The sequence below is a fragment of the Sphingobium sp. TomTYG73 genome (genome assembly GCF_055394245.1).
Genome location: NZ_AP027340.1, coordinates 794,978 through 809,640, shown reverse-complemented (window position 1 = coordinate 809,640; position 14,663 = coordinate 794,978). Strand labels below are relative to the sequence as shown.

At 61.0% G+C, this 14,663-nt stretch carries 13 protein-coding genes; 8 read left to right on the top strand and 5 right to left on the bottom strand.

Annotation, left to right across the window (positions count from 1 at the left end; genetic code table 11):
• Nucleotides 1–13 precede the first annotated feature (13 nt).
• Nucleotides 14–1,435: an NAD-dependent epimerase/dehydratase family protein gene (locus ACZ5TH_RS16470; RefSeq protein WP_449469060.1), complete on the bottom strand. Its 1,422-nt coding sequence runs from the start codon at nt 1,433–1,435 to the stop codon at nt 14–16.
• 333 nt (nt 1,436–1,768) lie between these two features.
• Between ACZ5TH_RS16470 and ACZ5TH_RS16465 the strand changes: the two genes are divergently transcribed.
• The 4 genes from ACZ5TH_RS16465 to trxC all read left to right on the top strand — a co-directional run bounded on the left by ACZ5TH_RS16465 (nt 1,769) and on the right by trxC (nt 7,511).
• Nucleotides 1,769–4,141, top strand: coding sequence for a TonB-dependent receptor (locus ACZ5TH_RS16465; RefSeq protein ID WP_464795331.1), 2,373 nt, complete (start codon nt 1,769–1,771; stop codon nt 4,139–4,141).
• 89 nt (nt 4,142–4,230) lie between these two features.
• The gene (locus ACZ5TH_RS16460) at nt 4,231–4,623 is read left to right on the top strand and encodes a VOC family protein (protein WP_464795330.1); all 393 of its coding nucleotides are present in this window, start codon (nt 4,231–4,233) and stop codon (nt 4,621–4,623) included.
• Nucleotides 4,624–5,019: 396 nt separating this feature from the next.
• A complete protein-coding gene (locus ACZ5TH_RS16455; RefSeq protein WP_464795329.1) occupies nt 5,020–7,056 on the top strand; it encodes a M3 family metallopeptidase in 2,037 nt (678 codons plus the stop codon).
• Between the two features lie 17 nt (nt 7,057–7,073).
• Complete coding sequence (gene trxC / locus ACZ5TH_RS16450; protein ID WP_464795328.1) at nt 7,074–7,511, top strand: thioredoxin TrxC; 438 nt, start codon at nt 7,074–7,076, stop codon at nt 7,509–7,511.
• Here trxC and ACZ5TH_RS16445 read toward each other — a convergent pair whose 3' ends face one another.
• Nucleotides 7,512–9,536, bottom strand: a complete 2,025-nt coding sequence (locus tag ACZ5TH_RS16445; protein ID WP_464795327.1) for an elongation factor G — start codon at nt 9,534–9,536, stop codon at nt 7,512–7,514. It lies immediately after the preceding gene.
• 232 nt (nt 9,537–9,768) lie between these two features.
• Between ACZ5TH_RS16445 and ACZ5TH_RS16440 the strand changes: the two genes are divergently transcribed.
• The 3 genes from ACZ5TH_RS16440 to ACZ5TH_RS16430 all read left to right on the top strand — a co-directional run bounded on the left by ACZ5TH_RS16440 (nt 9,769) and on the right by ACZ5TH_RS16430 (nt 11,085).
• A complete protein-coding gene (locus ACZ5TH_RS16440) occupies nt 9,769–9,981 on the top strand; it encodes a hypothetical protein (protein ID WP_464795326.1) in 213 nt (70 codons plus the stop codon).
• 61 nt (nt 9,982–10,042) lie between these two features.
• On the top strand, nt 10,043–10,243 hold the full coding sequence (locus ACZ5TH_RS16435) for a hypothetical protein (protein WP_464780316.1): 201 nt from the start codon (nt 10,043–10,045) through the stop codon (nt 10,241–10,243).
• 5 nt (nt 10,244–10,248) lie between these two features.
• A complete protein-coding gene (locus ACZ5TH_RS16430; protein WP_464795325.1) occupies nt 10,249–11,085 on the top strand; it encodes an SAM-dependent methyltransferase in 837 nt (278 codons plus the stop codon).
• A 141-nt stretch (nt 11,086–11,226) separates the two neighbouring features.
• Here the strand turns inward: ACZ5TH_RS16430 and ACZ5TH_RS16425 are convergent, their stop codons facing one another.
• A complete protein-coding gene (locus ACZ5TH_RS16425; RefSeq protein ID WP_464795324.1) occupies nt 11,227–11,631 on the bottom strand; it encodes a DUF2147 domain-containing protein in 405 nt (134 codons plus the stop codon).
• Nucleotides 11,632–11,732: 101 nt separating this feature from the next.
• On the opposite strand from ACZ5TH_RS16425, the gene ACZ5TH_RS16420 reads away from it, so the two are divergent.
• Nucleotides 11,733–12,449: a methyltransferase domain-containing protein gene (locus tag ACZ5TH_RS16420; RefSeq protein WP_464795323.1), complete on the top strand. Its 717-nt coding sequence runs from the start codon at nt 11,733–11,735 to the stop codon at nt 12,447–12,449.
• Here ACZ5TH_RS16420 and ACZ5TH_RS16415 read toward each other — a convergent pair.
• Nucleotides 12,436–13,533, bottom strand: a complete 1,098-nt coding sequence (locus tag ACZ5TH_RS16415; protein WP_464772856.1) for an NAD(P)/FAD-dependent oxidoreductase — start codon at nt 13,531–13,533, stop codon at nt 12,436–12,438. The two genes, ACZ5TH_RS16420 and ACZ5TH_RS16415, sit on opposite strands and share 14 nt — an antisense overlap.
• The gene (locus ACZ5TH_RS16410; protein ID WP_464795322.1) at nt 13,530–14,600 is read right to left on the bottom strand and encodes a type III polyketide synthase; all 1,071 of its coding nucleotides are present in this window, start codon (nt 14,598–14,600) and stop codon (nt 13,530–13,532) included. Before ACZ5TH_RS16410 ends, ACZ5TH_RS16415 begins: the two co-directional genes overlap by 4 nt.
• Nucleotides 14,601–14,663 lie beyond the last annotated feature (63 nt).

Below are 14,663 nucleotides of genomic sequence, written 5' to 3'. Positions count from 1 at the left end.
TATCTGGTCCCGCTCAACCGGCGGCGTCGCCCCATACCTGCGCGAAGAAGGGATTGCGCGCCGCTTCCGCTTCATAGGCGGTGGTATCGAGCATGATGACGGGGCACCAATGACCGCCCTGGAGGTATAGACGTGGCGTCATCGTGAAGCGATGGCCTACAGCGGACTGCCATTCCACGGGTACGTCCGGGCCATCGAAAGAGTTGCCGAGATATTTGCCGCCGCGATATTCCGCCGCTGCCTTCAAATCATCGATCCGCCAATCTTCCGGCGAACGGCTTTCATCATAGCCATGATCGAGCAAGGCCGGTTCCCGCGAAGGCTGGGCGAAGTGGAAGTCGTCCCAATTGCGGGGAATGGCTTCCCATGCCGCGCGCGATCCGAAATAAGCGCGGATCTTGGCTTCATTATTGGTGACGAACCAGTTGAGGCTGCCGTCTGGCCCGTTGGCCAGCTTTTCGATCTGTTTTGAAACGACACCCGGCATCAGCTTGGGCACCATGCGGGCGATCCACGGCATATGCCGCGGGGCTTCGTGGAAATACTCATCGAGCGATTGTTCGCGGAAGGGCACCAAGGCTTCGAGCCGGTCGGAGTCAGCATACCATTGGCCGTGGAAATTGCGGGTGGCAAACCAGTGCGGTTTCAGCACCTTGCGGTAGTTGGGCATGGATTTCTCCATGAACTCATGATTCACCACGCGCGATGACGCGCCGCCGCCCAGATTATAGAAATTGCGCCAGAATGCGGCGGGCACATCGTCGCCGCACAGTGCCGCCATCAAGCGGCCGCTGTCATTGGCGGTAGACCATTCGAACACGCCATTGAGCGGATTGTGGAACATGATCGGATCGAAAATCTTCCACATTTCGAAATGCGCCATCCCGCTTTGGCGCACCGATGCCCAATGGGTGATGCCGCTCTGTGCGACGATCGCTTCCGCCTGTGTCTTTGTAACGGCATAATGATCATAGGCGCTGATCTTGATCGGATCGCCTGTCCGTCCCCAATGCACAGGTGCATTGCGGCTGCCGGTTTCGGCGACGGTGCCGATATAGATGAGCCGTGTCTGCTTGGGATCGCCCACCGCGTGGATCGCATCGACGATATTCTGCGCGCCGCCGACGTTGACGCGGGTCACAAGCTCGGCCGGAAGGCGATCCGCAAGCGGTGACACCAGCGCGCCGACATGAAGCACGACATCGGCGCCCTCGACCCCCTTACGGATCGACATAGGGTCGGTGAGGTCGCCCCATATCACCTCAGCCAAGCCACGGCGCTGAACGTCCTTGACGACGGGGTGGGACTTTTCCTCTGGCCTTACCAATATTCGCAGGCGCAGCGTGTCCGCCTTTTCCGCAATGCGCTTCACCGTTTCGCGGCCCATATTGCCGGTGGCCCCGGTCAGGAAAATTGTCTTGCGGCTGTCAGTCATACGGCTCCCTCGAACAAGACCGTTGTAATCGCACTTTGCCGTACCAATAACAAGGATGTAGTTGATATGCTCTTCCTGACGGGGACAGGTGAACAGCCATCGTGTCAACGAAGAAAGCTATAAGATGAAAATCGGTTCATCTGTATGCGTATGCATAGGTCAGATTTTAGACGTAAATTAGGGAAATGGCCTAACCTCACTGTTGCCCATAAAGCACGGGTTCGTGCGAAAATTTACAAAACATGACTCACCGGATTGCGGGGTGGCCGCACGACCGTTAGCGGCCCTCAACATCGTTGGGACCAAGTCCCTGCTAATCAAGGAAAGGACGTCATGAAGAAGGTGAATGGAATCTCTGCGTTGTTGTGCGGCGCAGCGCTGATCGTCCCCGTCGCTGCCTGGGCGCAGGATGTCGCCAGCGGCGAAGCGGATGGAACGGCTGAAATCGTCGTCACTGCGACGCGCGAATCAAGATCGCTCCAGTCGGTGCCGATGGCCGTCAACGTCGCGACCGGCGAACAGCTCCAGAAGTTCAACATTTTCGACGCGAAGGACGTGCAGCAGCTTGCACCTGGTCTTGAACTGACCAACACCTCGGGCCGCAACAACACAACCACCCTGCGTGGCGTGACCTTCGATCCCGATCAGGGCACCAGCCCGGCGGTTCAGGTCTATTACAACGAAATCCCGACCGACGCGCAGACCGTCTATACCGCTCTTTATGACATTCAGCAGATCGAAGTGCTGCGTGGTCCGCAGGGCTTGCTGCGCGGTCTGTCTTCGCCGGCTGGCTCTATCACCATCGCGACCCGCCGCCCGAACTTCGACGAAATCGAGGGCTATGCGCAGGCGACCGCTACCTCGCGCGATGGCTACAACGTGCAGGCTGGCGTTTCCCTGCCTTTCAACGACACGCTTGCGATCCGCGTCGCTGGCCTGGTCGATGGCAACCGCCTGAACAACGTCCGCAACATCACGACGGGCGAGCGCTCACGCAGCCGCACCGAAAGCGCGCGCGTAACGCTGGGCTGGCGGCCGAGCAGCGACTTCACTGCCTATCTGAGCTACCAGTATCTGTTTGCGGACAACAGCCAGTTTCAGCAGGTTGTCGGTGCTGGCAATGTGCCGGACGGCTTTAACCCGTCGGGGCCGGCCCTTTCTGAGTCGGATTACGCCGCGGTGTCGGACGGCCGGTTCCGTAACCAGAATGAGAGCCACATCGTCAATCTGGCCTTCGATTATGATCTTGGTCCGGCCACCTTGTCCTTCGCAGGCGCTCACCAATACAGCAGGCTGAAGGCGGAACGCGATCTCGACACGGGCAACGCGATCCCCGATTATGTGCAAACGTCTACCATTGACACGCCCTATAAGGTGGACTCGGCGGAACTGCGCCTGGCGTCCAACAACAAGGAAGGTTTCGGCTGGGGTGTAGGTGCGTTCTACACGAAGCAGACTGGCACCGTTGTGACCAATCAGCGAGCAGACCAGTTCTTTACTCCGCTTCCTGTCGCGTTTGGCGTGTATCTGCCGATCGATACAGAGGTGTTCACTCCGGTGAATGCGCAGACATGGTCGTTCAACGGCAATTTGCGTTACCGTTCCAACGGCTTCTCGATCGAAGGCGGTTTGCGCTATTCCATTATCAAGAATGTGCAAACGACGGACATCTTCCTGAATTCTCCGGGTTATGCCGGTTTCGGCATACCTGCTTTTGAACGATTTGAGGAAGGCGTTCCTGCTGATCTGCAGCGGTTTACGAACAAGCCTCTGACAGGCGGCCTGACGGTTTCCTATGAGTTCAATCCGCGCCTCAACGTGTATCTGGCCTATGGCCACTCCTATCGGGCCGGTAGCACGGGGGTCGCTGTTCCCGCGGGGGTGAGCCGGGACCTGATCCGTACACAACCCGAAAAGACCGATTCTTTCGAAGCCGGTCTGAAGGGCAAGCTGTTCGACAATCGGGTGAATTTCACAGTATCGGCGTTTTACCAGACGCTTGAAAATTATCTGAGCCGGTTCACGGGCATCCAGTATAACTGCCCTGAATTGAACGGGGCCTGCAGTGTCAATGGAACGGCGATCGCCCCTGGAGAACCGACCAACGGCGGCTTCGACTTCAATTATAATGGCGATGCCAAGATCAAGGGCGTGGAAGCTTCCATCGATGGTCGCATCAACGATAATTGGAACTTGGGCATTAGCGCATCCTATGTTCGTGCGCGTTTCAAAGATGCTCGCGTACCTTGCAATGACTACGCAGGTACGGGCGTTCCCAATCAGGACGGCTCCCCTGTCATAACTGGCCCGGGCAATGTGAGCTACTGCGTGACCAATGGTCGCCTGTCCCAGACTCCGGACTTCACCCTCACCGCGAATACGGAAATCCGTTTCCCGATGGGTGAGTTTACGCCGTTTGTACGGGCGCTCGTGAACTATCGTCCGGGCTTCTATGCTGACCAGGTCGATTATGACTACCGTTCGCGCACCCTGCTGAACGTTTTTGCGGGCTTCCGCACAGAAGACGATCGGTTCGAGCTTACGGCCTTCGTAAAGAACCTGCTTAACCAGAAGCGGATCACCAACACCAACCTGGGCACCGCCCAGATCAATACGGCCGCGGGAATTCCTTATGATTCCGGCTATCGCACGGTGAATGTCACCAATCCGCGCGAATTCGGCCTGACCGGAATGTTCCGGTTCTAATCTTGATCCTGTCGTTCGTTTAGGATCACAGAGGGCCAGTGGAGACCATCCACTGGCCCTTTTCTTGTATCTTTCGTGGAGTAGGATGAATGACCTCACATTTTGGTTTTACAAAGCTTGTGGTGCAAGACCTGGAGGGCACCGCCACCTTCTACAAGGATGTCGCGGGCCTCGTTGAAATGGCGCGGATTCAGGATACGGTCGGCGATCGGCAGATCGATGAAATCCTGTTCAATGCTACGGGCGAAGGCGGCGCTACCTTCGTTTTGTTCAAGTTTCTGGATCGGGATGCCCCTGCACAGGATGAGGTGATCCTGGGATTCCAGACGAGCGACCTTGAGGCATTTGTCGGGCGGGTTCAAAAGGCTGGCGGCAACGTTGTGCAGCCGATTGAAGTCAGGGAAGCTCATGGTGTGAAGGTTGCCTTCGTGACCGATACCGAGGGGCATCTGATCGAGGTTGTGGAATTGCTGGCCAAGTAAAAGAAAAGGCGGCGCGGGACATGGCCGCGCCGTCAGCCCATAAGCTATCCGCCCGTTCCATGGGGTCCCTACGTCGCGGAGGCGGGGTGCCGGACGCTGCATGGAGCAGATCAGGAACCGCCGAAGGGCACCCTTAATGATCCAACGCTGGTCGCGCGGATCGCCCCCGTTTTAAAGGCAGCCTTTGAGCAGGGCGTGGCTTCCATGTCTGCCAGTGCGTCCGGCTATCCCCAGCGGGACGACGGCTCTTGTCATGTCGGTCCTGGCGATCAACGGGGTGGACGCTCGTTAAGATTGTGCGGGCGAGGTGGCGACAGGGAGCTTGAAGAGCGGCGTGTCATGGCCCAATTAAGGGGCTTCCCTAGCCCGTTTGGGCTGCCCCAGCCAAGAGTAGCCATGACTTCGCTCAACCCCCTCCTTGCCGATACCGACCTGCCCGATTTCGCCGCCATCGAGGCAGCACATGTGGTTCCCGCCATAGAGGAAGCGATTGACCAGCACCGCGCAGCGATCGAGCAGATTACGGCTGGGCAAGCCGATGACTTCGGCAGCGTCATATTGGCGGCGGAGCGGGCGGACTTTCTCCTGTCGCGCACATGGTCGCCCATCGGTCATCTTGCAGGGGTAGCCGACACCCCGGAATTGCGGGAAGCACACGCTTCGGCACAGGCCTTGATGACGGCTTATCTGATGGAGGCGGGGCAGAACCGGGCGCATCATGATGCGGTCGCGCGCGTGGCCGGCCGGCCCGATTTTGCCGATTTGCGTCCTGCGCAGAAGCGCGCCGTCGAACTGGCGCTGCGTGCCTTCCGTCTGGCAGGCGTGGCTTTGGAGGGGGAGGCCCGCCAGCGCTTCCTCGACATTGGCGTGGCGCTGAGCGACCTTAGCACTCGCTTCGGCAACGCCGTGCTGGACGCGACGGAAGCGTGGAGCGAGCATGTGACCGACGAGGCGGCGCTGGCCGGGGTGCCGGAAAGCGACAAGGCCATTCTTGCCGCCTATGCGCAGGAAAAGGGCCTGCCGGGTTGGTTGATCACTCTGCGCCAGCCCAGCGTGCTGGCGATCCTGCTTCACGCCGACGATCGGGCACTACGGGAGCGGGTTTATCGCGCCCACAATACGCGCGCGTCCGATCAGTCGGATGACCGCAGTCATGATAATAGCGAGCGGATCGACCAGATCATGGCACTGCGGCATGAAGCGGCGCAGATATTGGGTTTCAACGATTCCGCCGCGCACTCGCTTGAAACCAAGATGGCGGCGGATGCAGACGAGGCGCTGGCCTTCCTGGCTGACCTTGCCCAGCGTGCCCGCCCCGTCGGCGAGAAGGAACTGGGGGAGGCGCGAGCCTTTGCCGCTGAGCATTTTGGTTTGAACGAACTTTATCCGTGGGACCTGTCCTACGTCGCCGAAGCGATGCGGCGGACGTTGCATGGGGTCGATCAGGAAGCGCTGAAAGCCTATTTCCCCTTGCCGCGTGTGCTGGCGGGTACGCAGAAGCTGATCGAGCGGCTTTTCGATGTGCGCCTGATAGAGCGGGAAGCTGTTTCCACCTGGCATCCCGATGTCCTGTTCTATGACGTGCTGGATGCGAGCGGCGAGATTGTGGCGGGGGTCTATCTCGACCTGTTCGCGCGGGCTGGTAAGCGCGGCGGGGCGTGGATGGATGTGTGCCGGGCGCGGTTCCGGGATGCCGATGCCTTTCACCGGCCGATTGCCTATCTGACCACCAACTTCGCACCGCCTGCGGGCGATCGTCCCTCGTTGGTGACGCATAATGATGTGGTGACGCTGTTCCATGAATTTGGCCATGTGCTGCACCATCTGCTGACGGAGGTCGATCTGCCGTCGGTCGGCGGCATTTCCGGCGTCGAATGGGATGCGGTCGAGTTGCCCAGCCAGTTCATGGAGAATTTCGCCTGGGAAAAGGACACGCTGATCGGCCTGTCCGGGCATGTGGATACGGGCGAGCCGTTGCCTGAGCCTCTATTTGACCGGCTGCTTGCTGCGCGGCAGTTTCAGGCGGGGCTGGCATTGTTGCGTCAGATCGAGTTTGCGACCTTCGACCTGCTGCTTCATCGCGATTATGATCCCACCCAGGGCGCGCGCGTGATGCAGACGCTGGAACAAGTGCGAGCGGCGGTGGCTGTTGTCCATCCGCCCGAATGGAACCGCTTCGCCCATGCGTTCAGCCATATTTTCGCGGGCGGATATGCGGCGGGCTATTATTCTTATCTGTGGGCTGAACTTCTGTCGGCCGACGCTTTCGAGATATTCTCTCATGCCGATCTGCCGGGGGGAGGCGCCACCGCCTTCCGCCGCGAGATATTGGCGGCGGGCGCCAGCCGTTCCGCAGCCGAGAATTTTCGGGCTTTCGCCGGACGCGCGCCAGAAGTCGATGCCTTGCTTCGATCACGCGGGCTGGCGGCCTAAACAGAAGGCCGGTGAGCATGGACGGACCCCTTGTGATCAGTTGCCCGGCCTGCGCTACGCTGAACCGTGTGCCGAAGGAACGGTTGGGCGAGGGGCGTTGCGGGCGGTGCAAGCAGGCATTGTTCCAGGGTCGGCCGGTGACGCTGAACAGCGCCAATTTTTCGCAGCATGCGGTGAGCAGCGACGTCCCGCTCATCATCGATTTCTGGGCGAACTGGTGCGGTCCCTGTCGCCAGATGGCGCCAGCTTTCGAAGCCGCTGCCGCGCAGCTGGAACCACATGCCCGGCTGGGGAAGATTGATACGGAAGCGGACGCCGATCTTGCCGCCCGCTATGCGATACGCAGCATTCCTTCGCTGGTCATCGTCTACAAGGGACGGGAAATCGCGCGCAATCCGGGCGCTATGCCGATGGCCGCGATCGTCAGTTGGGCGCGGCATCATCTGCCTGCGTGATCAGGCGGGCTCCTTGACCCGCTGGACGATGCTGCTGGCGAGTTTCGGCGCGACTTCCGCAAGATGATCGAAATGCGCTTCGAAATGAGCCATGCCCTGGCTCATCGAACGGATTTCCGCCTCCAGCCCTTGCAGTCCCGCTTCCGGTAGCAGGACTTCAATCACATCCCAGGCCGACCAACCTTCGCGGCTCGTCATCCGCAGCATTTGACCGCGACGGCTCGCCACGGCGGAGGTGATGCGGGATGATGCGGTGCCTGGCGTCATGATCGTCACATGCGCGACCGGCTCCAGCAGATAGGGGGAAGCAGCCGCCAGTGCGTCGCTCATCGCTATCCGTCCGGCGGTACGGAAAGCGAGTTCGGAGCTATCGACGCTATGAAAGGAGCCATCGACCAAAGTCGCCGCGACGTCGACCACGGGAAAGCCGAGCGGACCTTTTGCCTGGGCGTCATGCACGCCCTTTTCAACCGCCGGAATCCACTGCTTAGGTATCGCGCCACCCGTGATCCGTTCCTCGAAGCGAAGGCCCTCTCCCCGTTCCAGTGGGCGCACTTCCAGCACGACATCGCCGAACTGGCCATGGCCGCCAGATTGCTTCTTGTGCCGCCCGCGTTGCGTGACCGCCTTTCGGATCGACTCCCTATAGGCGATCGTCGGCGGCTGCACCGACACGGCCACGCCATAGCGGCGCTTCAGACGGCCCAGCGCGACGTTCAGATGCTCGTCACTCACGCCGTGAAGCAAGGTCTCTCGTGATGCTTCGTCCTGGCTCCAGTGAAGCGCGTGATCTTCCTCCGCCAGTCGATTGAGAGCGGTGGACAGGCGCACCTCATCCTTATGATCCTTCGCGGCGATCGCCACCGCGCAATTGGTTGCCGGTCGGTGAGCGAGCAGCCCGTCGCCGCCGGGTTTGGCCGCGATGCCGATCAGGTCACCTGCCTTTACAGTGTCGATCTTGGCAATGCCGACGATCGCGCCCGGTTCGGCGGAGGGAATCTTGGTGGTGGCAAGACCCTGAAGCGCAAATATCCCGCCCGCGCGCAGGGATTGTCCGCCATTGTCCTGCAAGTCCGCGCCGTCCTGCAAATTGCCGCCGAACAGCCGCGCGATCGCCAGGCGGCCTACTGTCGCCGCATGGGAAATCTTCAGCACCTGTGCCGCTGCTCCGGTGATGCCTAGCCGCGCCGCCGTCTTTGCCGGGGCAGGTGTGTCATGCCGCAGCATCTTGAGCAGACGCCGGATACCGAAGCCATTGGCGGCGGAACCGAACAGCACCGGCACGATGAGACCGCTGGCGGTTTCCTGTGCGAGATCGGCGAAGATGGTTTGAAGGCTTGGCTGTTCGTCCGACAAGAGCTGTTCAAGCAGGATGTCGTCATGATCGGCCAGTTGTTCCAGCATATGGAAGCGCGCCTGGCTTTCATCAGCCTTCAACTCTTCGGCGAGCGCGATCTGCTGCGATTGCTTGCCTGTCTCATAATGATAGGCCCGTTCCAGCGCGAGATCGACGAAGCCGTCGACCCGATCGCCCGACCGGATCGGAATCTGCCGGGCGACGAGCGCGGCGGCGCTCATCGGGGCGAGGGCCGTAAGCAGATCCTGGATGCTGCCACGCGCCTGCTCGATCTTGTTGACGAACAGGGCGTGCGGAACGCCTGCGCGTTCGAGCTTGCGCAGCGTGGGTTCTGCCAGAGGGGCGCGGGCCGGGTCGGGATCGATCACGACGATGGCGAGGTCGACCGCATTGAGAGCGATGGCTGCATCATCGGCAAAGCTGGGCGAGCCCGGAATATCGACGAGGGAGAAATGATCCCCCATCCATTCGAACTGCATGAGGTTGAGTTCGGTGGAGCTTCCCCGCTCTCGCGCTTCCGGACTTGCATCGCCGACGCTGGTGCCAGCTTCGACCGATCCCTGTCGCGAAACAGCCCCGCTGATGTGCATGATAGCTTCCGCGAGGCTGGTTTTACCCGCTCCGGCGGGGCCGATCAGCGCAATGGAGCGCGATTGCGTGCCGCTCATCCTTGCTCTCCTCATCCCGTCTTTCGTGGCGAAGACGGTCCTTCTGACGGAGCGATGTTCTGCCTATCGCGGGGGGAACGCAAGGGGGCTTCGACGGGATCGCGCCACCGCCCGGCTAAGCGCACATGCAATTGCGCGATGTGCATTGCGCTCATTCATAATAGTCGTCCTTATCTGCCGGAACTGGTTCAACCGCCGTTCGATTAATTAAAGCGCGAAGAAAGGTGAGCTGATGCCCAAGGATGAAGAGCGGCGGCAGCGGCGAAATGCCAAGCGATGGCTGTGGGCGATCGTTGCTGCGGGTCTGGCTCTGGCGGCGCTCATAGCTTATACCAGCCTGCGTGCGCCCGATCCGGCATCGCGAACGTCAGATGTGGCGGTACCAGCCTCTGCAACCGCAGCACCAGTGGGGGACGACACTCGGAACGAATCGCCGCATTGGTAATTGCAATCTTTGCGATCCCTGCACGAGGGACCGATCTTCCTCATTTTCAGGAGTTTGATCGATGTCGCTAACCGGACTTACTGCCATCATCATCCTGATCGCTGCGGCCCTGCTCGGCCTGGTGCTTTATGCGCGCAATCGGGGGCGGTTGAGTAGCGGAGCCGCATTGATCGCGGCCCTCGTCATCATCGCTGCGGCTTCCGTCACGATGATCTATCCGTCTTTCCTGACCGCGACGCACGCGGATCGGCCGGTGCCCTGAGCCGCATGATTGTTCCCGATCAAGCGCCGGATTCCCGAAGCGTTGCGCTTCACTATGATGAGCTTGACCTCGCCTATCGTCGCATCTGGGGCGATCATGTTCACCACGGATATTGGCGCACCGGGGCCGAAACGCCTGAGCAGGCCGCTGCCGAACTGGTGGCCGCGGTGGAGCAAAGGCTTTGCATAGAGGCTGGGCACCGTATTTGCGACATTGGTTGCGGATATGGGGCGACGGCGGCCGATATCCTGACACGCCATGACGTGTCGATCGTCGGCCTGACGCTATCGGCGGCCCAGCACGCAATTGCGCAAGAGCGTTCGCCGCGCTTCAGCTGTGTGGTGCGGGACTGGTTGGACAACGGCCTGGAATCGGCGTCGTTCGACCGCGCTTATGCGATCGAAAGTTCCGAGCATATGACGGATAAGCCGCGCTTCTTCACCGAGGCAAGACGCATATTGCGGCCGGGCGGCCGCTTGGTCGTGTGCGCCTGGCTGGAGGGGGAGGGGGCTTCTGCGTGGGAGGTGCGGCATTTGCTCCTGCCGATATGCAAGGAGGGCAGGTTGCCCAGCATGGGAAGCCGGGAAGATTATCTGACATTGGCCTCTGACGCTGGATTTCGCCTGATGGATTATCGGGACATCAGCCGGGAGGTGCGCCGGACTTGGTCGATATGCCTTGGTCGTTTGGCGAAGAGCGTGTTGAGCGACCGGGACATCCGTCGGCTTGCGATTGGCCGCGCCACGATGAGCCGCGATTTCATATTGAGCCTTCCGCGCCTCATCCTTGCGCTACGCACAGGGGCGATGCGGTATGGGATATTCCAGTGGGAACCGGCCTAGGGCCGATCGACATTCAGTTCTGGCGGCCTGCAAATGGCGGTTCTCCGCGCTTCCGGTGCTCACGTACTGTGAGTACGCTGCGCTCCGGGTCACGGAAAACCACCATTTTCGACACGCCATCTCCTGAATGTCGATCGGCCCTTAGCCGCCTCGAGTCCAGCGTCGCGATTCACAGATGAAGAGCACGCAGCCGGTGAGCTTCAGCGATCCGTCAGGGTTGCGCGCCAGTGACGAGCGATAGCTTTTCCCGCTTTTCGGATCATAGGCCCGCCCGCCTGTCCATGCGGAATCGGATCGATTGAAATCCCAGAGGGTAAGAAGGCCCGCCAGAGGCCGCGCGCGGAGGCGAGGGTTCGGGTTGTGCACGTCTGTCTTGGGGACATCGGCACCCGTATCGAGCACTCGCACGATACGACCGCACAGTTTCGCGCCGCACGGCTCGATCCTGACAAGGCCCTTGCCATCGTCCGTCACCCATAGACCGGCTACGTCGGTTACAGGAAGCGCAGTCGAAGAGGCGAGCAAGAGGAGGGACGCCGCCAGCATTGTCATACTCCTATCCGCCCCGTCCTTTGCACGGTGAGACAAAAACTGTGGCGCATCAACTGCTTTCTCCGTGGTAGAATGATCGCGGGAGAAGACGAGACATGGCAAAGCTCATCACAAGATCGCGTCAGGAAGAGCAGATGGACGCGCCCGATCTCGATCCGGCCGTATATGAGCGGGTGCTTCACGATCTGGCCCGGGTCAACCGATGGACGTTTACAGCCTGGCCCACCATCGCCTTCCTCCAACGTGCAGTGGGACCGGCAAGACATTTCCGGCTGCTCGATGTCGGATTTGGCGACGGCGACGTTCTGCGCGCGATTGCCCGATGGGCGCGGCGCCGGGGTATCGATGCCGAGCTGATAGGCGTGGACCTGAATGAAAAGAGTTTGCAGGCGGCGCGGCATGCGACCCCGTCCGACCTGTCGATCGATTATCGGGCTGGCGATTATCTCGATCAGCCGGAGCCGTTCGACTTCATCATTTCAAGCCAGGTCACGCATCATATGACCGACGCGCAGCTGATGACCTTCCTGCGTCATATGGAAGCGAATGCGAGGATGGGCTGGTTGATCTGCGACCTGCACCGCCATGGTTTTGCGCATTGGGGCTTCCCCATTCTGGCGCGACTGCTGCGCGTCCACAGGATCGTGCGGGAAGACGGTCAATTATCGATCGCCCGATCGTTCCGGCGTCGGGAATGGGTCGATCTGCTGGCGCAGGCTGGCATATCCGAGGATCAGGTGCGGATAGTGCGCCGTTTCGCCTTTCGCCTGTGCGTGGAGCGCGTGCGGGAGACGCCGCTTACCCTTTCCTGATCCGGGTGAGGGATGCGGCGCCCGTTCCCAATCGAGGCGCGAACCGTAACAGCGACATGAGGATATTGCGGGTCAGGGGCGCTGCGGCGCCATGGCGCAGGGCTTCGGCAATGCCGACAGGCCGCTCGCATTGCCGCCGCCATTTGTCCTGCCATGCCGGTGAGGCTTCTGGTCCTGCGGCCAGCATCGCCTCGGCGGCGCTCGCGCCGCTGGCCAGGGCGATGGCGATACCGTCGCCTGCGAGGGAGGCTATGACGGCGCTCTGATCGCCGATCCGAAAGACGCCTTTGTGGCTTTGCGGCGCGCGCCAGCCATAGGGAACACCCGCGACAGCATCGAAATGGGCGGGGACGCCTTGAAGCCGTTCGCTGAGCAGTGGCGCCTCCTGTTGCAACTCGTCCAGCAGCGCGGGAACGCTCCCCGCTGTAGTGAGCCGATCTCTGCTTACCGACAGGCAGAGATTGACCGATCCATCCTCCTGCAACAGCAGTCCTGCATAGCCTTTATCGAACAGGTGCAGTTCAACGAAGCCCGACAGCGTGCCATGCAATGCGGAGGACGTAGGGAGAGAGGTGCGTAGCCCGATCGATGAGCTTGAGAAATCCCGGGCGACGCCGCGCAGCTCATGCTTGCCGACGCCTATGAACAGGGCGTCTGTGGCAAGTGTCTCGCCATTGTCGAAGCGCACGGCGCGGCTATCTGGATCGGCCATGCGGGCTGTTCGGCCTCGGCTGACGATAGCACCGGCGTCGGCCGCTGCCTGCATAAGGGCATTGTCCAGGACGTGGCGGGAAATGCCGCCGGCTGTGGCGGGCAGGGCGGCTTCGACGCAGCGTGTCCCCGTGGCCAGCCTGAAGCGGCTTATGGGCCGCGCCCCAAGCTTCCAGGGGTCCACTCCCAATTCCATAAGGCCAGCGATCGCGTCCCAGCCAAGGAAGCCGCCGCATACGCCAGCGCGGGCAGCGGCATGGCGTTCAATCAGATGCGGCCTCATTCCGGCGCGGGCGAGGGTGATGGCGGTGGCCGATCCTGACGGGCCGCCGCCTATGATGAGCGCCTCCAGCTTGGCCGCTCCTGTCATCATCCGGCCCGCGAAAAGCGGAACCCTTCCGCAGCGACACCCGGTCCGAAGGCGAGCGCGACGCCGGGGCCGGGACTCCCTTCATCGAGCAGGTCGTTGAGGATAAACATAAGCGTTGCGGACGACATGTTGCCATGGCGCGCGAGGATGCCGCGAGACACCGCCAGCGCATCGGGTTGCAGGTCCATGCCGTTTTCGACTGCGTCCAATATGGAACGGCCCCCCGCATGAACCGCCCAATTCGCGACCGATGCGGGATCAGTCGAACCGCAAATCCGGTCCCTGACGCAATTGTCTCGCAGAGCGGTCTGAATGCGGCTCGGGACTTCGCCCGACAGGTGCATGACGAAACCGGCGTCGCCGATCTCCCAACGGATGAGATCGGCAGAAGCTTCCAGATTGATCGCGAAGGGCGCATCCATCGCGAAACCGCGATCCTGCGCGCTGACCAGTGCCGCCGCCGCGCCATCGCCAAATTGCAGCATCATCAGCAATCTTTCGACTTGCTGTTCCCGCTGAAGGTGAAGCGACGACAGTTCGACCGTGACCACCAGTACGTGCGCGTCGGGCTCCGACCGCACGATATGCCGCGCAGTCCGAAGCGCCGCGACCGCTGCGTAACAGCCCATGAAACCTACAAGTGTCCGCTCCACACCGACCAGACCCAGCGCGTCGGCGATGATCTGATCGACGCCGGGAGCGACGAAGCCGGTGCAACTGGCAACGACCAGATGGGTAATGCCATCGAGAACTATCTTTGCGCGCAAGGCGTCGATGGCTCGCAGGGCCAATTCAGGGGCGTAGCGATGATAGAGTTGCATGCGTTGCGATGTCGAAGGCGTGGCGTCCGCATAAAAGCCGCCGGGATCGACAGGTGAGGCTTCCGCGTCCACTTGGGGAAGGACCGACCAGCGATGATTGATGCCGCTGCGCTCTGCCATGCGGACGAACAGGCTGCGCGCCCGTTCATCCACTAATTGCTGGCTGGCCCATCGAATGAAGGGGGAATGCACATCCTGGTCAGGAACGGCGCAACCTATCGCGTTTATGCAGGCACGTCTTTCGTTCATCGCATTCCACTTTGTTGCCCGGATCTACAACGCCGACGATGCGGTATATGATCCGGGCTGGAC